We start from the raw sequence: 21,271 nt of genomic DNA on the forward strand, positions 1-21,271 counted from the left end.
AGCGAATCCCCGCGACCCGACACCATGAAGTCAGCGGAATGCTCACGGCCTCAGGCGACAGCATCTTCACCGCGCGAAGCAAGAACAAGATCCTTCGGCACCACGCCGAATCACCACACGAACTTCCGACTCGGGACACTAGCGAGGTGTCGTCCGGTCGGCGGCACCTTGCCACAAGCTGGACCGCGCTACCCCGTATCCGTGGCCGGCTTTGACCACTCGATCAGGGCGTCGACAACACACTCGATGTGTTGCGAGGCTGTCAGGTGGACCGCAAGCAGGAGCCACGTCAGCGTTGGAGGAGGCCCGCATCGCCGGATTCAGATGCGGAAGTCCCGAGTGGACCGTTGCGCGAAAACAGGCATGCCCCGACGCTGCCTCGATGAGACGGCGACTATCAGACGGAGACCACATATGAGGCTGGATAGTGCGCTGATCGCGGCAGCGCTGGCGCTGACCGTGACCGTCGGCGCCGGATCGGCTTCGGCTGCCACGGCCGAGCCGGTAACGTACGTCGCGCTCGGAGACTCGTCGGTGGCAGGGCCCGGGATCCTGCCCCAGGATTTCTCGCCTTGCCTGCGGTCGCTCCGGAACTGGCCGAACGTGGTCGCACGGCTGCTCGGTGCGGAGCTGACCGACGTGAGCTGCAACGCCGCGACGATCGACGACATGGCGGGCAGGCAACTCGGGTTCGTCGCGCCCCAGTACGACGCGTTGCGGCCGGACACCGACCTGGTCACGATCACCGTCGGCGCCAACGACATCGGCCTCGGGTTCGTGGTGCCGTCCTGTTACAACGCGTTCCCGCAGCCGATCGGATCCTCGTGCAAGGCCCGTTACACCGCGGGCGGGGTGGATCAGTTGACCGGGCGGATCGCCGCGATCGCCCCCAGGGTCGGCGCGGTCCTCGATGAGATCCACCGCCGCTCGCCCGACGCCCGGGTCGTCGTGGTCAGCTACGCCACATACTTCAAGCCGGGCGGTTGCTACCCCAAGGAGAGGATCTGGGGCGTCGACGCCGACTACCTGCAAGCGACCTGGGACCGGTTACACGCCACACTCGCCACACAAGCCGGAGCGCACAACGCCGAGTTCGTCGATGTCCGCACACCCAGCGCGGGGCACGGCATCTGCGAAAGCATCACAGAGAAGTGGATGGAAGGCACGCTGCCGACCTCGCCTGCCACCCCCTTTCACCCCAACGCGACAGGCATGACGCAAACCGGTGCCGTCGTGGCAGCCGCGATCGGGGCGTGACACCGCCCCCTGAGTGATCGACACGCCTGAGACCCGGGTCGCCGTCTTGCATGGTCGATGTCGTGGTCGCGCTGGCGACCGGCGAGAGCGCGGCACTCCAGTTCCCGCTCCACTGTCCGGAATTCCGTCTGCCCGCGCCCCGGACACGCGATTCATCACAGTACGAATCCGATTACTTGGACCGCGCGCTATCGGACCCGGCAGTCGCGATAGTCCGTGCATGGCATCTCGATCAGCATCGAAACAACCCGGAGCCGAGCAGCACTGGATGCTGGCCGTCAGACCCGGCGGTCAGCCCTTGCCGGTCACAGTGACCGCCAAATGGGAGTGGTACCGCTCCGGAAGCACACGCCATAGGCGCCGCTACGCCGCGATGGAGCTGGTGGCAATCTGCGGCGCCGCTGCCATCCCGGTAGTCGCCGCGACACCTTTGCCGTCCCTTGTCGTTGCCGTACTCGGCTCCATTGTCCTGGTCGCCACCAGCGTTCGAACGACATTCGGCCTCCACGAGAATTGGGTTGAGCAGAGCCAAATTCGCTATGCCATCGAGCGGGAAGTGGCCCTTTATCTCGTCAAGGCACCGCCTTACGACAGCGACGACGCGGCCGCAGAGTTGGTCACAACGGTTGAGGCGATCACGAGGGACGCCGGCCGACATTGGGCCGCTCGAAGACTCCACGGGCCTCCCACCCCACCTGCGCCGACAACCAGCCGAGCTGACGGCTGAGGTTGCCAGTCGCCGGCCGGTCTCGTCAGGGTGGGGCGCCAACCGGCGTAACTTCCCCATCATCGCCTTCCGCAGCCCACCTGGTCATCGACTCGCTTGCCAGGCTGTCCGACACACGGGCCGCGAGCGGCGACACGGCCGAAGCCGACCGGATACCCGACTTTCCGCGCACAACACCGCATCAGCGAGGCAAACCACGCGGAGCAGTTGCCGCGCCGGCCGCCGAATGAGCGGCAGTTTGCCCTTCATCGCTTCCCTGGCCTCCATCACGTCCGTACCGTCGCGCACTGGCTGATTCGCCGCAGTCAAGGAGAAAGGGAACGTCGTTGAGAAGATTGATGGTCGTACTGCTCGGCGTGGCATTGGCGTTGAGCAGCACTCTCCTGGTCACCCCGTCGGCGCAGGCCGCGACGGCACGGAACGGTGTCTGCGAGGACGGCGAGTTCTGCTTGTACTACAACAGTGATCAGCAGGGATCGGTCAGCGATTTCGACGCGTCGGTCGGTAACTACGGCACGGGCTCGGACTGCTATCACTTCCTCGGCGCGGGCGCGGGGAAGGGCCTGTGCGTGAAGGACAACGCGGCCTCGGTGTGGAACCGGAGGGACGCGGTGGTCACCGTGTTCTTCAAGGGCGGCTGGACGGGACCGATCGACTCGTTCACGCACGGCGCCAAAGGAAATCTAACCTCGACGTACAACGAAAACGTCGGGCACCTGCTCGGTCTGGTGGGGAACGACTGGCTCGAAACCGGGCTGTACCACAGCGACTCCGGCCGCATCACGTCCTATTTCGACGGCTATGTGAATACCTCAGGCAGACACGAGGGGATCGACTTCGCGCGCGGCTTCGGCGTTCCGGTGTACTCGATGACCCAGGGCTCCGTGATCAGGAAGACCGAGGGCAGCAACGGCAGCGGCGGCCTGTCCACGTTGGCGATCTACAACCGGGATCAGGATTTCACCGTCGTCTACCTGCATCTCAACCCGTCGAACGGGCTCGCGGTCGGTGAGTTCGTCAACCGTGGCCAGCAGCTCGGCACCGAGGAGTACCGCGGCGCCGGATCCACCCACACGCACGTCGAGTACCGGCCGGGCAGGCACGAGAGCGCGTCGGACAGCACCGGCGATCCGGTTCTCGACAACCCGGGCCCGTCGCTGTTCTGGCGGAACCACGGCTACAACATCTGCTGCGGATAACGTCGCCGCCTGAGCCGAGCGGGCTCCTCCGGTCGCGCGCCCGGCGACCTGACGTTGAACCGGCACTTTTTCGTCGAAGTTTCCGGTTGTCCCTCCTGTGCCGCTTGCCGACTCTGATGCGGCATCGGTGACGTGCGTCGCCGAGCGAACGCGGAGGACGCCAGTGACTCAAGGTGTTCACACCAGCCTGCTCAACGCCGACCGGGTACGGCTCTACGTGTCGGCGCTGCGGGCGAACCTGGGCGGGACCGTGATCCCGGCGGATGAGGGTCCGGCCCGCTTCGGCGAGTTGCTGCGGAGCCACCGGCACAGTCTCGGCACGACCCAGCGGGTTCTCGCCGCCCGCTCCTCCGTCAGCGTCCGAGCGATCAGAGACCTCGAGCACGGCAGGGTCGGCAGGCCCCGCCGCGACACGGTCCGGCTCATCGCGGCCGGGCTCGGCCTGTCCGGCCAGGCTCGCGCCGACTTCGAACGAGCAGCGGTTTCGTATCGACCGACCACCGGCACGTCAGCGCCGGGAACCCGCCGCAGGAGGAGACCCGTATGAAGCGTCCGTGGAGAGCGGCGATGGCCGCGTGAGATGAGGGAAGGCCCCCTTCAGCCCCGACTACCGCGTTTTCGATCAATTTCGATCAGAATCGTCGGCGAACCATGACTTTTCGTCGTCGCACCCGCTCTAACATCCGGAAAATGGACCGTCGTCCGAGTTCGTTGCTGGGTGAGTCACGGCGGGACGCCGGGCTCACGCAGGAGGAGTTGGCGGAGCGCACCGGGCTGACGGTGCGCAGCATCAGCAACATCGAGCGTGGCCGGGTCGCCCGGCCACGGCGCCATTCGGTGGAGGCATTGGCGCTGGGGCTGGGTCTCCAGGGCGAGCAGGGGAGCCGGTTCGTGCGGCACTACTGCCCGGACGCGGTGTCGCCCCCGAGAACGCCGGTCGCTTCGGTGCCCGCGCAACTGCCCTCGGGTATCACGTCGTTCATCGGGCGGCAGCGGGAGATCGACGCGCTCGACGCCCTCCTAGGCGAAGGAGACGGCGGGGGTGTCGTCGTGGCGGTGCTGGAGGGCATGGCCGGGGTCGGCAAGACCTCCTTGGCCGTGCAGTGGGCGCAGCGGGTCAAGCAGGACTTCCCCGGCGGGCAGTTGTTCGCGAACCTGCGTGGGTACGGGCCGGGGGCGCCCGCCGACCCGGGCGAGGTGCTGCGGTCGTTCCTGCGGGCGCTCGGCGTGCCCGTGGCGGATGTGCCCGCCGACCTCGACGACCGGGCCGCGTCGCTGCGCAGTGAGCTGGCAGGCCGCTCGGTCCTCATCGTGCTGGACAACGCCCGCTCGGCGGACCAGGTCCGGCCGCTGCTGCCCGGCCACGCGGGCTGCGCGGTGGTGGTGACGAGCCGCTCGGCACTGCACGGGCTGACGATCAGCGCCGACGCGCACCGGGTGCCGGTGCCGCTGCTGACCGAGCAGGAGTCGTTCTCCCTGCTCGACCGGCTGGCAGGCCCCGGACGGAGGTTCGCCGACCGCACCGCGCTCGCCGACATGGTGTCGGGATGCGGCGGTCTGCCGCTCGCCCTGCGCATCGTCGGTGAGCGGCTCGCGCACAACCGGAACCTGACGAGCGTGGCGTCCTCGATGCGTCCGGCCGGGAACCGGCTCGCCGCGCTGACCACCGAAGAGAAGACCACGTCACTGCCCTCCGTGCTGTCCTGGTCCTACGACGCGCTGCCCGCTGACGTGGCCTCGGCCCTGCGTCTGCTCGGGCTCCACCCCGGGCCGCACTGGGATACCGCCGCCGCGGCGGCGCTGCTGGGCACGGATCCGCCGGAGACCGGCAGGCTCCTCGACGCGCTCGTCGACAGCCATCTGCTGCTCACGCACCGCGCGGACGACCGGTTCGAATTCCACGATCTGGTCCGCGACTACGCCCGCGGCCGCGCCGACGAGGAACCGGCGCAGCGGCGATCGGCCGCCCTGCGCCGCCTCGCCGAGCACTGTGTGGCCGGGGCGGCCGACGCGGCCGGGTCGCTGACGGCGGGCGACCCCAACCGAAGACCGCTGCTCACGCCGATCACCGAGAACGTCAGGTTCACCGGCGCGGAGGACGCGGCGGCCTGGCTGGCGGCGGAACTGCCCACGTTGATCGCCATCGCGGAACAGTCGTCGGCAGTCGGTGACACGTACGCCCGCGACCTCTCGACCGTGCTGTGGCAGGCATTGCGGGTGCACGGTCACTACGGCGCCCTGCGTACCCTGCACCGTCTCGCGCTCACCGAGGCACAGCGGACGGGCGACGCCATCGGCACCCAGCAGGCGCTCGTCGACCTGGCCGCGATCTGCGCCAGGCTGGGCCATTTCGACGAGGCGGTGACGCATCTGACGCGCTGCCTCGACGTCGACGGGAGCCCGGTCGTCGCCGGCCGCGCGCTGAACATCCTCGGCACCGTGAACGCACAGCTGGGCCGGTACGCCGACGCGGCGGACCACCTGAGCAAGGCGGTCACGGTTTCCCAGGAGACCGGCGACCGCCTCAACGAGGGACGCTCGCTGTCCAACCTCGGCTTCATCCACGAACGCCGGGGCGAATTGGACGCCGCTCTCGACTGCTATCGGCAGTGCCTGACGATTTCCCAGCGCATCGGCGACCGGCTGAGCGAGGCGATTTCACTGCACAATCTCGGGGACGTGTACCGCGCGCTGGGCCGGTGGACGGAAGCCCACGACCACCTCCACCGGTCGCTGACGGTCAGCAGGGCCGAGGGGCACCGGGAGGCCGAAGGGTACGCACTGGCCTATCTCGGGCTGGTGCACCTCCGGCAGGGCGACGCGGCCACGGCCCGCCTGCATCAGGAAGCGGCGCTCGACATCGCGGTGGCGACCGGCATCCGGCCGCTGGAGACCCTCGTGCACAACGGGCTCGCGGACAGCGCGCTGGCGTGCGGTGACCGGCCGTCCGCGCTGGCGCACTACACGCGGGCCGCCGAACTCGCCCGGCTCACCCGCGAGCCGCATGAGGAGGCCCGCGCGCTGACCGGTATCGCCGCGACCCACGACGACGTCGGCGCTCCGGACAAGGCCAGGCCGTACCGCGAACGCGCGCGGTCGCTGTACGAGGCGATGGGCATCGCGATGGTGGCTTCGTGACCGGAACTCGCCGTCCGGCGTTTTCGAACAACTTCGATCAAGGTCACCGCACAAGATCACTATGCCGGTCCGCGAGTTGCCGATAACGTCTGCCGCGGTCAGGTAATTGACTGATGGAAATCACTCACTCGAATAAGACGGCCTCTTCTGGCGCGCGAATGAACCAGAGGGCCGACTGACCTATCGAATGCCATCAAGGGGTTTGGGGGGATTCGCCACGGCGTTCGATCCGAACGACGAGAAAGAGATGAACTTTGAAGAAATGGACGACACGGGTCACGACCGGTCTGGTGGCCGCGGGCATGGTGCTCACCGCGCAGACCGCGCCGGCGGTGGCTGAGGAGCAGGCGGACACCACCACGGTCGCCGAATCGGGAGTCGACGACGGCACGGCCGAGGTGGAGCTCACCGAAGAGGCCCAGGAGAGCGGCGACGTCACCGCCGCCGACTGCGGCGACTGGCGTCGCGCCTTGGCCGGCTACGGCAAGTGGAAGGTGAGCAAGGCGAACTGTGGCTACATCAGCGGGGATTCGAAGAAGAACCCGCAGCACCGCCGCTACACGTGGAAGATCCCGGCCGGCAGCAACGGCCGGGTCTGTGTCCAGGCGGAGGGCCACTACTGGAGCACCAAGAAGAAGAAGAGCGTCGCGACCTGGACGACGGCAGGCTGCGGAACCGGCGGCACGGTTGTCGTGCGCTGGTCGGGCCCGCCGAAGAAGGGGGGCGGCTACCTCGGCCTCGCCGGAACCCCCAGGGTGCGGGCGAAGGTCCAGCCTGGCTTCGGCGGCGCCGCGTACAGCTGGAAGTGAGCCTGCTCGCACCGGTCTGACCGGCGACCACCACGGATCCGGGACACCGCCACTCCTCCTCTCCTGATAGCGGTTGAAACGCAGATAGACCGCACCGAGGCTCGTCCGCGCACTCGCCTGGACCAGCGGGTCGTGTCGTCCATCCAGCCACGCGTGTCGTCCCCCGGATCACCCGTGTCGTCCGTTCGATCACGTGACATCGCCGGTGCTGGACCTCGTGAGTGGTGAGTGCCTGGGTACAGGAAGGGGGCCTTCCTGTACCCAGGCGAGCAAGAGCCCATCCGGCACCAGCGGCCGCCGAATCTCGTCTAAGGTCGGTCAGCATCGGTCCGGGAGTCACCGCCGGACGGATCGGTTTCACGTGTCCAGGGGGTTCCCGTGACGGAGGAACAGCCGCCGAGCCCGGTCGGAGCTCGGTCGTATGACGAGCTTTCCCAGCGGCTGCGGCAGGCGTTGGCCTGGGCGGGGTTGACCCATCGGGAGCTGCACCGGCGGGTGCGGCGCTTGCGCACGGCCCGGGGGTCGGCCGACCTGCCCGCCTACAACACCGTGTACCGCTGCCTGCTGCCGGGACGCAAGCGATTGGACGTCGAGCTGGTCGTCGACATCGCGGCCGTGCTGCTCGGCATGGACGTCGCGGCGGAATGGCGGCAGGCGCACCGGGTGATCACCGGAGACGCCACCGAGGCGGCCGTGATCAGCGTTGCCGATCACCTGCCCGCCGGGGTCGGCGGGTTCGTCGGCAGACAGGAGCACCTGCGCCAGGTGCTGGAGGCCGGGCCGGACGACGCCGGTGTGTGGGCGATCTCCGGAATGGCCGGGGTCGGCAAGACCCGGTTCGCCAGCGAGGTCGCGCGGCTGCTGGCCGAGCGGGGCCGGTTCGCCGACGTGCGGCTGGTGGTGAATCTCCGCGGCTTCGACGCGGATCGGCCCGCCGCCGACCCGGCCGCGGTGCTCGAAGGCTTTCTGCGCCGGCTCGGGGCGTCCGGGAGCGAGATCGGCTGCCTCACCCTCGCCGACCGGAGCGCGCTGTTCCGCAGGCTGCTGGACGGACGGCGCGCGCTGATTTTGCTGGACAACGCGGAGTCGGTCGACCAGGTGCTGCCGTTGCTGCCCGCCCTGCCGACCTGCCTGGTGCTGGTCACGAGCAGGCGCCGCCTCGCCGGGCTGGACGCGGCCCGGCACGTGACGCTCGACGTGTTCACGCCGGAAGAATCGGTCGAGTTGCTCCGCGACGGGATCGGCGACGAACGCGTCGACGCGGAGCAGGGCGAAGCGGCCGACATCATCGAACTGGTCGGCCGGTTACCGCTGGCCCTCGCACTGGTGACCCGCCGGTTGGCCGCCTCGGACGAGTGGACGATGGCCGACCATCGAGACCGCCTCGCCGATCTGCGGACCATGCTGCGGCTGGACGACGGCGTCGAAGTCGCGTTGCGCACGTCGTACGACGAGCTGGCCGAACCGGACCGGGTACTGCTCGGCTTGCTCGCCGCCTACGCGGGTCGAGATGTCGACGACCACGCGGCCGCGGCATTGGCCGGTGTCGAGGTCGGCGTCGTCCGCCGGCAACTCGACGATCTGGTGGCGGCCAATATGGTCACCGCCCGCGCGTCCCGGTTCGAACTGCACGACCTGGTCCGGGTGTTCGCCGAGAAACGCGTCCGGGAGAACGTCCAGGCCCGGGTGCGCCGGGCCGCGGCGGCCCGGCTGCTCGACTTCCAGCTGGCCACCGCCCGAGCCGCGCTCGTCACCTGTTTCCCCCACGAGGCGGAGCGGTGGGAGGACCTGCCGACACCCGCGATGCGGGCTCTCGTGTTCGACGGGGCGGACGAAGCGATGGCATGGCTGGACGCCGAGCGGGTCAACCTCGTCGTCGCGTCCGGCTGGGCGCTGAGCGAGGGCCGCGACGAGCACGTCACGCGGCTCGCGTGCGTGATGACGAGCTATTTCGAGGCCCGCGTCCACGTGAGTGACGCACAAGCCCTGTTCGGCAACGCCGTCCGGGTCGCGTCCGGCGTCACCCGAGGGCACGTTCTGAACGGGCTGGCCATGACCCACTGGCAGCGGGGGAACACCGCCGAGGCGCTCGTCGTCCTGGAGGACGCGATCAAGGAGTTCTCCACCGCCGGTGAATCCGATTACGTCGTCAACCTGTCGGGGAACGTAGGCCTGTTGCTGACCAGCCTCGGCGACTATCGCGCCGCGTTGCCCTGTTTCCGGCAGGCCATGGAGTTCGCCGTCGCGAGGAACAACGAGTCGTTCCGGGCACGGCAGTTGTGCAATATCGGCCTCGCCGAAATGCGGCTGGGGAACTATCCCGCCGCCGTCGACGCGTTGTCCCAGGCCCTCGACGTGACCAGGGCGAGCGGTGACCATCTCTGCGAATGCCGGACGCTCGACGGTCTCGGCACCACGTTCTGGCGGATGGGAAAGGACACCGACGCCTGGGCCTGTTACGAACAGGCGCTCGCCGTGGCGAGGCAGACGCACAACCGGGCCGACGAGGGCAAGGTACTCAACCATCTCGGTGTCCTCCTCGTCGAGGCAGGGCGGTTCGACGAGGCGTTGGCGCATCACCGGCAGGCCATCGATCTGGCCAAGGAGATCGGCAGCAGGGAAGGACTCCTGGCCGCGAGCAACGACATGGCGGCGACCTTGCTTTCCGCCGGGCGGGCGGCCGGCGCCGTGCGTTGCCTGCGGCAGTCGATCGAGTCGGCGACCGCGGCGGACAGCCGCTACGAACTGGCCAGAGCCCAAAGTGGACTCGGCGACGCACTGTTCTCCGCCGGTGATCCGGTCACCGCGCGAAAACACTGGCAGACCGCGCACGCCGCGTACACCGAGATGGGTGTGCCGGAGGCCGTCGAGGTCCACGAGCGTCTCGTGTCGGGATCGTAGGGATCACTCGGCTTTCTTCGCGAAGAGGGGCCCCTTCGAAACGATCAGCCCGATCCCGAAGGTCAGCACCGTGATCCCGAAGAAGCAGAGCAGCAGGCCGCCGATCTTCGCCTCGGCGTCCGTGTCCGGGCTGCGCGCCGAGTTCGACGAATTGGCGATGACGGAATCTGGATCGGCGATCGCGTCGATCCCGACGACGAACAGGGCCACCGCGCCAAGGATCAGGATGATCCCGCGGATGACGCGCCCGGCGCTACGGCGCGGCGGATCGGCCTGTCGGCCGTGGTCAGGGGCATTGGACTCCGACATGGCCCGCAAGATATCAGTGGACTGTCCGGTAAGCCCGGTTGCGGCAGGTCTGCCGCTCAGTCCTCGGAACTGCGACACCCGGGCACGAAGCGCTCACCGTCGAAGACCATCTCGAGTGGCGGACACGGCGTGGCGGGCCGCCGGCCGGCGCGAAAGGCGTCACGAATGGCGCGGCGGACCTGCGCCAGAGGAACGACTGGCCGTTGCGAAGCGAGACTCGACGAGTGTCCTTCTTCGGCCAGGTCATCTTGATCGCTCCTCGGACGCACCGGTACGCAGGAGGACGTACGCGTCTCTCCACTCGGATGCGGATTGTGGTGGCGCGAGTTCGACTCCGGCTATCCCGCCAGTTGCGGCGAACTCCGCCATGAGGTCGGCCATCAGATCAGCTGCCTCACGCGTCGTCTCGGACGCGTTCAAGGGACCATCGAGACTGAGGCCGAGTACGAGGGCTCCTTCTTCCGTAACGGTGACGATGGCGCCGCAATGTCCGATTGCTCGTAGGTACAGGGAGAAGGCACGTTCGGCCGCGTCATCCCGGCGTAGCTCCGCCAGCGCGTCAGCGTCGCCATGAGCGGGTTCGTGCGAGACAAAAGTCCGAACGAACGCGGGGAATCTCGGGTCGCCCGGCCGCTCGACGTCGACGTAGCGATCGATGAAGCGCGACAGCGAGCCGTCCCGGTCGACGGGCTCCACCCATACGTAGACATCGAATGCCGGGGGCACACCAGATGGTACCGCGCGGCCTGGCCGGATCACGCTCTTCGACCTGAGGGCGCGTGACCGTGGGTCGCGGCCCAGGAGATCAGCTTGCCCATGTTGGCCACATAGGTGCCGGTGCTGATCACCGGCGGACGCTCCTTCGGCCGGTACGGCGGCTCCTCGGGTGGAGTGAGTGGATCGTAGGGCGAGGTGTCGTACAGGTCTCCCACGTGCTTGCTCATATACGCCTTTCCGACGTAGGGCGTGGCCGGGGAGAGACCGCGATAAGGGTTGGTGATCGCGTCCGCAGGGGTCAGCCAGTAGTCCTTGCCGCCGAGCCCGTCGGCCAGCGCCGTCGCCTCCGCGTCCGACACGAGAGGCAGCTGTGACGGCGCGCCGAGGAAGAGGTCGGTGAGCTGAGGCTCGCGCGGGGTGAAGTAGCGAGGGAGCGGGACCGGGACGCCGCTGAGCGGCGAGCGCGCCTTCAGGTCGGCGACCTGCGCGGGGGTGAGGGCCCGCAGTTGCTCGTAGGTGGCGCGCAGCGCCACGGTGTCGATCACGCGGCCGCCGGAATAATGGCTCAGCGTCGCGCGGTGGTCGTTGTCGGTGTAGTAGGCGCCGTTGCGGACGTTCGAGCCGAAGCGGTGGACGAACCGCGCCCGGTTGGTCTCCAGATCCACGAAGGTGGGATGGGTTCGCCCGGCCAGCAACGGGTTCTCGGCATGCTGCCGCGCGGAGAGCGGGCAAGTGTCCAGCCAGGCAATGGCTTCGGGAACACGGTCGAGGAACACTCGATCACCGGTGAGCCGGAAGTAGTGGAACAGCTGCTGCACATTGGTCTGGGTGGTGTGCGTGGCCAGGGCGCGGGGTTCGTAGGACCGCGCACCCGCCGGAGCACCCGCGGGCCTGCCGCCCGATTCCCTGGCCAGGTGCTGCAACGCCCAGCCCGCCTGCGGGCCCGGCTGCTGCAGGCGGCGCAGGCAGTCCATCGCGCGCCGGATCGGCCCGGCCAGGCCCGGCATGTCCAAAGTGGACATGCACATCAGCAGGAACTTGATGTTCTCACCGAGGACGTCGTCGTTGAAGGTGACGTGCCCGGTGTAGTCACCGTCCTCCATGCCGTGCCGGATGTCGGCGGGCAGCCACGACGGCAGCACCTCGGGCCACGGCGTGTCCTTCACGGCCCCCGCGAACCGGGGAAAGCGCTGCGGCCAGCCGCCGTCGGCGATCCCTCCGCGAATCTGCGCCTTGACCACGAAGCGCAGGGCGCGATCGAGGGCCACGCGGAACCGGTGATCGCCGCGTTCCAGGTAGAGGCGCAGAATGAGCTGCGCGGCGGAGGACGTACCCGCGTCGTCGAAAGTCGCGTTGCCGTAGTAGTGCTGGAACTCCTCCAGTCGCCAGCCGTTCGCACCGACGGTGTCGTACCACTCGCGCAGCGCCTTCGTACCCGCGAAATCGTGCACATAATTCCAGCCGCCGACCGGCAACTGGACGGCCGCCAGCGCGAGACCGGTGCGCGAGGCGGCGCGGTAGAAGGATTCGTCACCGGTGGCGTGGTACGCGTCGAGCAGGCTGTGCCCGATCGACGGCGTGCCCGGCGGCTGCACCCAGCACATGGTGCGGTTGGCCGCCATCTCACCCCAGGTCTGGGACAGGTCGGGCAGGTAGCTCCAGACATAGGCGCCGCGATGGGAGAGCTGTTCGTCGAAGAACCCCGCGGCCCGGCGCATGGCCGCCGGAATTCCCGGCACGGCGGCATGAACGGTCTGGTGTCCACCCGCGAGGACGGCCACCGGCACAGCGGTGGCGAGGAATCCGAAGCTGCGGCGCGTGAGGCTCATGATCACATCTCGATTCACATATCCGAACGACGTCCACACTTGTAAACGCATCGTGATAGCTGGGAGCGCTCCCGTCAAGCCGGATCGTCCACCTGGAGCAATATCGGCGAATCGCGGTGCGGCTGGCCACACGATTCATCAGTGTGAACCGGGAATCGGCGATCGAGGGTTGACGCGACGCCGGTTCATTGGTCTCCTGTTCTCGGCGCTTCGCCATCGGATCCGAATCACTCCTCTTAGGACATTCAGTTTTCATCGACCGCAAGGAGGCGGCGTGATGAATTTGCGTCCTTTTAGATTTCTTTCGATTCTGACTTTGACCGTGGTCGCTTCGACGACCGTGGTGGCCACCGGCGTCAATGCGGAACTCTCCGCGCGGGCGGCACCGATCGGCTGGGCGAGCCAGAACGGCGGCACCCACGGCGGTGGTGCCGCACCGCCGATCACGGTGACCTCGGCGTCCGCGTTGAGCTCGGCGGTCAGCGGAACCGCGGCGGCGGTGGTGCGGGTCTCCGGCACCATTTCCTGTTCCGGCATGCTCAAGGTGGGGTCCAACAAATCCATTCTCGGTAATGCCGGCGCCACGATCGATGGCTGCGGCCTGACCTTGAGCGGATCCAAGAACGTGGTGATCCAGAACCTGTCCTTCCGGGGCTGGGACGACGACGCGATCAACATCGAAAAGGCCTCGACCAACGTGGTCGTCGACCACAACACGTTCACCAACGGATACGACGGCGCCGTCGACATCAAGCGCGCTTCGGATTACATCACGGTGTCCTGGAACCGCGTGCACGGGCACAACAAGTCGATGCTGCTCGGGCACAGTGACGACAACGGGAGCCAGGATATCGGCACCTTGCGGGTGACCTATCATCACAATTACTTCGACGGCTCCGGGACACGGCATCCGCGTGTGCGATTCGCCAATCCGGTACACGTGTTCAACAACTACTATCGAGACAACGAATACGGTGTCGCGTCCACCTGCAAGGGGGGCGTCCTCGTCGAGAACAACCATTTCGACAACGTCGACGAACCCACGCTGGTCGGCTACGCGGGTTCACCGGCAGGCACCCTGGTGCAGCGCGGGAACCTCTTCACCGGATCCGGTTCACCGCAGGCGAGCGGAACGGTGGCCGGAATTCCGTACTCCTACAGCCTCGAGTCCGCGAGCGCGGTGAAGGGCAGTGTGACCGCCGGCGCGGGAGCGGGCAAGATCCTGCCCTGACCGGTCACCGCCCCGGAGCAGGCAAGCGCCGGGGCGGTGCTCCGGCGGGTCGGCACCATCCGCCGCGGGCGCCCGGTCGTTCACGGTCCGAAGTGGACGTATGAGGCCCAGATGGCCGGGTTGCGGGGAGCCGAGTCGCGCAAGGCACGCACGGTGCGGTGGAGCAGCTGGGCGGTGCCGTCGAGACGCAGGCCCGAAGGCCCGAGCAGCCCGCTGTACACACTCTTGGTCACCTCGGCCGCAGTCCGGTCCGTGATGGTCCACAGGGTCGCGATCACCTGCCGGTAACCCGCGAGCTGGAGTGCCGCGGCGAGGTGGATGGCCTCGTCGGGCAGGGTCGTGCCACCGATCGCCGTGCTGCAGGCCGACAGGTAGGCGAGTTCGGCGTTCTCGAGATCCAGCTCCGCGACCTCGAGCACGGTCAGTGGTTTGTCCCACAGGTAGAGACTTCCCGTAGAGGGCTGTTGCAGGTTTTGTCCGCCATGGCAGGCGAAATGTGCGAGTGCGTGAGTGCGCAGGTCTGCGGTGACCGCGGCGTGAGTGGCGGTGTCGGCGACACGCGACGTGCGACCGAGAGGGAGCGTGCTGGAAATGAACTCGGCTTCCGCGCGGGCGCAGGGCAGCGGGCACAGGTCCGGGGTGCCCGGAACTGGTGGGGTCTCCGGCATGCTGACCACGAGGACACGTCGGTCGGCGGGCTCGACAGCGTCGGCGCTGTTCGCCTTCGCCAGCGCACGCAGTGTCGGCGTGTAGGACGACACCGCGCGGTCGATCACCGTGCGTCCGGTGGGGGTGTCGGCCGGGTCGTGGTAACCGGCGGCGTGCAGCGGGAGCAGGGTCAGTGATCCGGTGGGGCACCACCACAGTCGTGGCAACGCTTCGTCGTGACCCGTGTAGCCCAACCAGGTCAGCACCGGATCGGCGACGGTGTCCCACAACCATTCCAGGGTCGCGTGCACCGTTTGCCTGGCGCCGGTGGTGGCGAGGTCGCCCGGCTCGCCTGGATTTTCCAGCAGCTCCAACGCCCGCAGGTACCCCTCGGCCCGTCGCTCGGCCTCCACATACGACAAAGCAGGCAGCGGAACGTGCTCGACGTCGCGGTCCCGGTGCACGATCAAGGCGTCACATCGGGCTTCGTCGACGTTGAGCAGGACGATGGGACCGTCGGGCAGACCCTCGCGCAGGGTGTCCAGCGGCGGGATCCGCAGTAGGTACTCCAGTCCGGGCAAGGCGCGTGCTTCGGCGAGCAACCGGTCCCAGTCCTCGGCCAGCTTGATCCGGTCGGACCGCATGCGCTGGCTCGGGTCGCTCCACGGATCGGTCGTGGCGGCGGCCTCCGGGATGTCGGGCACGGTCGTGCCCGCCAGCTTCGTCGCCACGGCGCGCAGCCGATCGTGCAACGCGAGGTCACGTTCCCGCAGCATCGACAGGTCGTCCCTGGTCTGCAACGCCTGCGACCACAACACAGAACGGCCCTGCTCGAGCAGTTCCACGGCGCGGCCGGGGTCACCGGCCTCCAGCGTCGCGGCGGCGGCCGTCCTCACCATGCCTTCCCACACCGTCAGCCTGCGCTCGCGCGCGTCGCGTTCGACGCCGTGCCAGGCCACCTGGGGCATCAGCGCGACAGCGACGCCGAACGCCTCCGTCGCGGAGGCCCAGTCGCGCTGCCGGACGGCCGACTCGGCCCACAATCTGGCCGCGGCCGCCCGATACGTCGGTGCCGTGGCGGGAGATTCGACCGCGGCTCGGTAGGCGGCGACCGCGGCGTCGAGGCCTCCCCCGCCTTCGACACGCCTGCGTTCGTGCAGCCTCCCCAGCGTCACCCAGGCCAGCGCGACCCGAGGGTCACCGGCGGTCATGCTGTCGATCGCCTGTCCGGCCAACTGGATCGACTCGGCCGCGTCCGCGTCGTCACCACCGCGGTCGTACCTGGTGTGCAGCACGGTCGAGAGGTTGAGGACGCACAGCGGGTACATCGAGTGCGTCACGTCGGTGATCGCGACCGCCTCCCGGCCGAGTGCGACGGCCCGGTCCAGTGTGTCCCGGCCCGGGCGCCGGTCGCGGCGGGTGCGCAGCAGCCCCGCCAGGTTCATCAGGATCTCTCTCCGGTTCGGGCTCTGGGGCGTGCTGCGGTCCGCCGCCTCGTTCAAGGCGGCGACCGCGGCGTCGAGGTCCGCCGTGTCGCGCCTTTCCAGGTACCGGATGTGCAGCGCGGTCCCGAAGTTCATCAGGCACATCGACACCGCCGGGTGGTTCGCCGGCGCGGCGGCGACGGCCGATCGCCCGGCGTCCACGGCGGCGTCGAGGTCGGCGGCCGAGCCGAGCAGGCCCGCCCGCGTACGTAGCGCGTTGGACAGGTTGGTCAGCATGATGGGCCGCATCGTGTGCCCGGGGTGGGCGTCCTCCGCCGCCTCGAACAACGCGTCGATGGCGGCGTTGAGGTCGGAAACCGTTCCGGTCCGATCGAACCGGGACCACAGTGACAGCCCCAGCGTCATCAGGTTGACCGCCGAGGCGATGTACCAGCTGGGCGAGCGTGCGGCCTCGCGGCCCAAGTCGATGGCGGCGTCGAGGTCGTCGAGATCGCCCGTGGCCAGCGATCTGGTTAGCAGGCCAATGGCCAGCGCGGTGACATGGACACCCCGTTCGGCCGGTGTCGTGCCCGGCAGGGCCACGGCGCGCTCGGCGGCCGCGATGGCCTCGTTCAGATCGGCGCGCTCCGCCAGGATGCTGTACCGGCCACGCAGTGCGGACGCCAGCTCGGACAAGGCGTTCGCCGCTATCGCGTTGTTCGTGCCTGCGGCGGCCACCCCGCGGCGCAGCACCTCGATCGACTCGGCCAGCACCCCGATGTCGCCGGTCCGCTCGAACCGCAGGGCCAGCAGGGTGCCCAGCGTGATCAGCGTGTGAGCCCGGTTGGCCTCCTCGTCCTGGGTGCGGGCGAGGACCTCCCTGCCGATTTCGATCGCTTTGGTGAGCAGAGGCTCTTCTCCGGAGTCGAGATAACGCAGGCGGAGCGTGCCTGCCAAGAGGATCCCGGCCGTGATCCGGCCAGGGTTCGCCACTGGTAGCCCGTCACCCGCGACTTCCAGCAGTTCACTCGCCTCGGCGAGCGCGGCCGGGTCGTTCGACCACTGCCCGTGAAGCGACAGCGCGCCTCCCAGCATCAGGCTGAGTTGGGCCGTCTGGTCGCGCGATCCGGACGAAGCAAGACCGGGCCGCAGCACCGCGATAGCCTCGTCCAGATCCGCGGTGGAGGCCATGGCCTGGAAGCGGGCCCGCAGGGCGAAGCTGAGATAGACCCGGAGCGTCGGCAAGTCTGGACTGTCCGTCCTGGCCCGGCCGAGCGCCGACCGCAGCGCGTCGACGGCCTCGGTGAGATCGGCGGGGTCGCGGACCCACTCGTACCGGTCGATTTGTGCGGCCGCGACATTCCCCGCCAGCAGCAACGCGTCGGGGCTTGTCCGAAGGGCCGCCTTGCCGCTGTCGATCGCTTCGGTCAGTGCGCTTCTGTCGCCATGGCGGTAAAAGCGGATGCGAAGCACCTGGATGAGGTTGTTCGCGAACATGGCCCGGTTCATTCCGGTGGCATGCGCCAACGCGGCCCGCAGTGTCGTGGCGGCCGCCTCCAGATCCGCTTGGGCACCGGTGTTCTCGTAGCGGGACGTAAGCGCGTTGCCCAGGGTGAGGGTGACCGTCACCGTCGGGACCTCGCCGGGTGGCGTTGCCGCGTAGCAGGTTTCGATGGCTTCGGTGAGCTTCTCGGGGTCGCGCTCCGAGGTGGCCGTCGAGGCCAGGATCGTGGCCAGAATGCCGAGCATCCGATATCGGCTCGAGTCGTCCGCGTCGGTGGCGGCGAGCGCTGAGCGGATCAGCCGGGACGCCGTCTCCCTGTCGGCGGGTTCGCCCCTGGCTTCGAAGCGTTGCAAGTGTGCCAACGCGGTGTCCGCCTGCAGGCCGGGCAGTTCGGCGCCGTCCGCGGGCAGGGCCTCGACGACCCGGCACAACACGGCGACGGACTCGTCGAGGTCGGCCGGGTCCGAATTCCGGCTGTACCGGAAGCTGAGTGCGTTCGAGAGGGCGGACGAGCAGTGCGTCAACGCGGGGACGTCGGGAGCCAGCGGCACCGTCGCCCGCAGCGTCTCGATCCGTTCGTCGAGGTCCGTCGCCTGGCCTGTGCGCAGAAAGCGCCACCGCAGCAGTTCCGCCAGCTGCCAGAGCTGCTGGGCGTGGATCACCGTGTCACCGGGCATGCCCTGCGCGGCCGCTCTCGTCGTCTCGATGGCCTCGTCGAGCTCGCCGAGCTCACTGTCATCGATCGCGCCGTCGGTGCCCGCCGGCTTGATCGCCTCATACAGCACCATCGACAGGGCCGTGAGCATCGGCGCCCGGCCGTGTGGACCGCCCGCGCCGGCCGCCTTCGCCTCACGAAGGACGTCCACGGCTTCCCGGAGGACCTCCTGGCCACCGGTTGCCTGGTACTGGCGGCGAAGTGACTCACCGAGAGACAGCAGCGCGGTCCCTCGAAGCGGACTGTCCGCCGGAAGTCCCGCCAAGGTCGCTCTCGCCGCCCTTATCGCCTCGGCGGGGTCCGTGTTGCCGGCTCGCAGCACGGTCGCCAGCGTGGCCTCGACCGCCCACCTCAGCGGGTGGCCTTCTCCAATGGCCGCGTCGGCCTCCCTGGACAGTGTGATGGCTTCGGCCAGATCGGCTTCGTCGGGACCACCAGGTGTGGTGAAGGCCGAGGCATACGCGAACCGGGTCTGGAGCGAGCTCGCGAGGTTGAGCTTCGCGGTGACATGCGACTCGCTGCCCTCGGGGAGGCTCCTCAGCGTCTCCCGGAGGTATCGGACACTTTCGGCGATGTCGGTGGGATTGCCCGTACGGACGAACCTGGCCCGCAGGGCGCTGCCTCGCAACAGGAGCGCTTCACCGAATACCGGGTCGTCCGAAGCGCAGCTCGCGAGGACTTCCCTGGTCACCTCGACGTACTCCTCGACCACGGCGAGCGGACCACCGATATTGGCGTGGGTCTCCAAGGCCAAGGCGAGCTGCGACAGGTAGGCGACGCGGTTCGGGTCACCGGGCGGCAGAGACGATGCCGCTTCCCGCAGGAGCACCGTGCTTTCGGTGAGGTCACGTTCCTGCCCGCGGATGCCGAACCGGGTAAGCAGAACGACCCCGAGGGGAAACCGGACCGCCGCGGCCATCGGGTGCCCGGCCGACTCGAGTGCCGCGCGGCCTGCCGCGACGGCGTCGTCCAGATCCGCCTCGGCGGTCGTCCATTCGAAGCGCTGATTCAACAGCACCATCAGGTTGAGCCGGTGCGCCGGACGGTCGGCCTCGCCGCCGACGTCGACGGCGGCTCGACATGCGGCCGCCCCCAGGTCGGTCAGGACGGGATCCGCGGCCGCCAAAGCGGCGTCGGTGATCACCGACGCGTAGAAAGGTCCGAGCTCCGCGGGCGTGAGCCCCGGATAGTGATTCTCCTGAAGCCAGCTGAGCACCGGCGGTGGCACTACGTCAGGAAAGGATTCGGCAAGCGGGGCGAACAGTTCCGTACAGATCTGGAGATCAGGCCCGACGCTGCCCGGCGGCAGGGCGCAATGCCGCAGCCAGTGCAGCATTCCCAGTTCTCGAAGCAACCCGGGAGGCAGGCCGGTACCGATGGCAGGCAGGACCAGGCGAGCGGCGTCCGCCACGGCGGCGGGCGTGGTGACCTCGTCGGCCTCGCCTGTTTCCAGACAACGGCGAATACGTCCCAAGAGCGAGATGTCCACTCCTCCTTCGCCACCCACTACGGTGCGGTAGACGATTCAGGATGGCACAAGGGAGGGGCGACGTGGCGGTATTCGACGAGGGACAAGCACTCGTTCTGTGGTGCACTGGCATGCCGGATCTGCGCCAGGCCGCCATCGCCGGCCGATGGACCGACAGGCTCGAACGCGCCGCCTCCCGAGTGCGAGCGGGCGGTTCGGCCTTGGACGCGTGCCGGCAGTTCGACCTACTGGACGCCGAGTCGGCGGAGCCGACCAGGAGCGCGGGCACTCCCGACCGCATGCCCGTGTATCCCACACCACGGAGCGCTCGCGTGCCACGGACCGGGCGTGGCGACTACAGCTGCCCGCGCAAGTTGTGCTCACGCCACGACCATCGGGACAACGACGGGCACCCGCCCGTATGCGCCCTGTTCGACGACGAGCCGATGCTGCCGACGGGCGCGATGCCGTGAACCCCTTCTTGTCGTCGCTGAGCGGCAAACTCGCCGAGCGATGGGTCGCGACTCTCGTGCTGCCGGGGGCGTTGTTCATCGCCGCGGTGGTGTGCGCGGTCCGGCTGGGCCACCGCTCCGCGTTCGACCTCGCCTCGGTTGCCGACTGGATCGTGCGGGAGGCGCCGCGCCTGCCGATCGCGGTGGTGGCCGTGTTCCTGCTGGCCGGTGCCACGGCGGCGGCCATGGCCGCGCAGGCGGTCGGCAGCCTGGCCGAGGCGGTCTGGACCAGACCGTGGCGCGCACCGGCGAGCTGGCTCGCGCGGGGGCTGGTGGCCTTGCGCGGCAGGCTGTTCGATCGGGCGGCGGCCAAGGCGGGGGTGGACCCGGTATCCGCCTACCGTCCACGACACCCGGCCTGGATCGGCGAGCGGTTCCGGCTGCTGAACGTCCGGATCGCCGGGCAGTACCACGGACTCGATCTGGGCTTGGTGTGGCCGCGCTTGTGGTTGGTGGTCCCGGAAACGGTCCGTACTCCAGTGCAGACGGCCGAATCCCAGTTCAGGTCGGCCACCAGGCTCGTCGGCTGGGGCGTGCTGTACGTCGGCCTCGGGATCCATTGGTACCCCGCGATGTTGGCCGGAATCGGCACCGCCGTGCTGGGGTGGAGCCGAGCCCGATCCACCACCGCGACACTCACCACGTTGATCGAAGCCACGGTGGACACCCATCTCGACGTGATCCTCACCGCTCTCGGTCACACCGTGCCGGCCGCGGGCTTCACCGCCGATCTGGCCCGCCGGATCAACGACCGGTTGGCCAAGGGTGACTGACCACCCGGTCTTCGGAAACGCCGGGCGATAAGCGGCATGGGCGGACGCTGGACCGTCAACGTGTCGTTGCCACTCGGCCCGCCGTGGGGCTGGCCGGTACCGTCTCTTGA

Annotated in this window: 14 protein-coding genes; 10 read left to right on the top strand and 4 right to left on the bottom strand. The window is 68.7% G+C overall.

Annotated features, from left to right (window positions below):
* The first annotated feature begins 414 nt into the window (after positions 1–414).
* From ACIHAO_RS30085 to ACIHAO_RS30115, 7 genes are all read left to right on the top strand, one after another.
* On the top strand, positions 415–1,257 hold the full coding sequence (locus ACIHAO_RS30085; protein WP_396563448.1) for an SGNH/GDSL hydrolase family protein: 843 nt from the start codon (positions 415–417) through the stop codon (positions 1,255–1,257).
* A gap of 220 nt (positions 1,258–1,477) precedes the next feature.
* Positions 1,478–1,984: a DUF4231 domain-containing protein gene (locus ACIHAO_RS30090; protein ID WP_396563450.1), complete on the top strand. Its 507-nt coding sequence runs from the start codon at positions 1,478–1,480 to the stop codon at positions 1,982–1,984.
* Positions 1,985–2,310: 326 nt separating this feature from the next.
* On the top strand, positions 2,311–3,183 hold the full coding sequence (locus ACIHAO_RS30095; RefSeq protein WP_396563452.1) for a peptidoglycan DD-metalloendopeptidase family protein: 873 nt from the start codon (positions 2,311–2,313) through the stop codon (positions 3,181–3,183).
* 163 nt (positions 3,184–3,346) lie between these two features.
* Positions 3,347–3,730, top strand: a complete 384-nt coding sequence (locus ACIHAO_RS30100; RefSeq protein ID WP_396563454.1) for a multiprotein-bridging factor 1 family protein — start codon at positions 3,347–3,349, stop codon at positions 3,728–3,730.
* Positions 3,731–3,873: 143 nt separating this feature from the next.
* A complete protein-coding gene (locus ACIHAO_RS30105; protein ID WP_396563456.1) occupies positions 3,874–6,321 on the top strand; it encodes an ATP-binding protein in 2,448 nt (815 codons plus the stop codon).
* A gap of 254 nt (positions 6,322–6,575) precedes the next feature.
* Positions 6,576–7,130 (top strand): hypothetical protein, encoded by a 555-nt coding sequence (locus ACIHAO_RS30110; protein WP_396563458.1) that lies wholly within the window; start codon positions 6,576–6,578, stop codon positions 7,128–7,130.
* Between the two features lie 378 nt (positions 7,131–7,508).
* Complete coding sequence (locus tag ACIHAO_RS30115) at positions 7,509–10,031, top strand: tetratricopeptide repeat protein (protein ID WP_396563460.1); 2,523 nt, start codon at positions 7,509–7,511, stop codon at positions 10,029–10,031.
* 3 nt (positions 10,032–10,034) lie between these two features.
* Here ACIHAO_RS30115 and ACIHAO_RS30120 read toward each other — a convergent pair whose 3' ends face one another.
* The 3 genes from ACIHAO_RS30120 to ACIHAO_RS30130 form a co-directional block, all read right to left on the bottom strand.
* Positions 10,035–10,340, bottom strand: coding sequence for a hypothetical protein (locus ACIHAO_RS30120; RefSeq protein WP_396563462.1), 306 nt, complete (start codon positions 10,338–10,340; stop codon positions 10,035–10,037).
* A 243-nt stretch (positions 10,341–10,583) separates the two neighbouring features.
* Positions 10,584–11,066, bottom strand: a complete 483-nt coding sequence (locus ACIHAO_RS30125) for a hypothetical protein (RefSeq protein WP_396563464.1) — start codon at positions 11,064–11,066, stop codon at positions 10,584–10,586.
* A 29-nt stretch (positions 11,067–11,095) separates the two neighbouring features.
* Positions 11,096–12,886: a pectate lyase gene (locus ACIHAO_RS30130; RefSeq protein WP_396563466.1), complete on the bottom strand. Its 1,791-nt coding sequence runs from the start codon at positions 12,884–12,886 to the stop codon at positions 11,096–11,098.
* A gap of 277 nt (positions 12,887–13,163) precedes the next feature.
* Between ACIHAO_RS30130 and ACIHAO_RS30135 the strand changes: the two genes are divergently transcribed.
* Positions 13,164–14,117 carry a polysaccharide lyase family 1 protein gene (locus ACIHAO_RS30135; protein WP_396563654.1) on the top strand — a complete coding sequence of 318 codons (954 nt, stop codon included), beginning with the start codon at positions 13,164–13,166 and terminating at the stop codon, positions 14,115–14,117.
* Between the two features lie 80 nt (positions 14,118–14,197).
* Here ACIHAO_RS30135 and ACIHAO_RS30140 read toward each other — a convergent pair whose 3' ends face one another.
* Entirely contained in the window at positions 14,198–19,897 is a 5,700-nt protein-coding gene (locus tag ACIHAO_RS30140) for a CHAT domain-containing protein (RefSeq protein ID WP_396563468.1), read from the bottom strand.
* Between the two features lie 110 nt (positions 19,898–20,007).
* On the opposite strand from ACIHAO_RS30140, the gene ACIHAO_RS30145 reads away from it, so the two are divergent.
* Both ACIHAO_RS30145 and ACIHAO_RS30150 read left to right on the top strand, forming a co-directional pair.
* Positions 20,008–20,349 carry a hypothetical protein gene (locus ACIHAO_RS30145; protein WP_396563470.1) on the top strand — a complete coding sequence of 114 codons (342 nt, stop codon included), beginning with the start codon at positions 20,008–20,010 and terminating at the stop codon, positions 20,347–20,349.
* Positions 20,346–21,161 (top strand): hypothetical protein, encoded by an 816-nt coding sequence (locus ACIHAO_RS30150; RefSeq protein ID WP_396563472.1) that lies wholly within the window; start codon positions 20,346–20,348, stop codon positions 21,159–21,161. Before ACIHAO_RS30145 ends, ACIHAO_RS30150 begins: the two co-directional genes overlap by 4 nt.
* The last annotated feature ends 110 nt before the right edge of the window (positions 21,162–21,271 follow it).

This window comes from Amycolatopsis sp. NPDC052450 (assembly GCF_044547565.1).
Taxonomy (GTDB): Bacteria; Actinomycetota; Actinomycetes; order Mycobacteriales; family Pseudonocardiaceae; genus Amycolatopsis.

Bases quoted from the DNA above. Each gene is read 5' to 3' on its own strand.
- ACIHAO_RS30105 (WP_396563456.1), top strand. From the start codon at position 3,874: ATGGACCGTCGTCCGAGTTCGTTGCTGGGTGAGTCACGGCGGGACGCC.
- ACIHAO_RS30090 (WP_396563450.1), top strand. From the start codon at position 1,478: ATGGCATCTCGATCAGCATCGAAACAACCCGGAGCCGAGCAGCACTGG.
- ACIHAO_RS30120 (WP_396563462.1), bottom strand. From the start codon at position 10,340: ATGTCGGAGTCCAATGCCCCTGACCACGGCCGACAGGCCGATCCGCCG.
- ACIHAO_RS30130 (WP_396563466.1), bottom strand. From the start codon at position 12,886: ATGAGCCTCACGCGCCGCAGCTTCGGATTCCTCGCCACCGCTGTGCCG.
- ACIHAO_RS30145 (WP_396563470.1), top strand. From the start codon at position 20,008: ATGCCGGATCTGCGCCAGGCCGCCATCGCCGGCCGATGGACCGACAGG.
- ACIHAO_RS30085 (WP_396563448.1), top strand. From the start codon at position 415: ATGAGGCTGGATAGTGCGCTGATCGCGGCAGCGCTGGCGCTGACCGTG.
- ACIHAO_RS30135 (WP_396563654.1), top strand. From the start codon at position 13,164: ATGAATTTGCGTCCTTTTAGATTTCTTTCGATTCTGACTTTGACCGTG.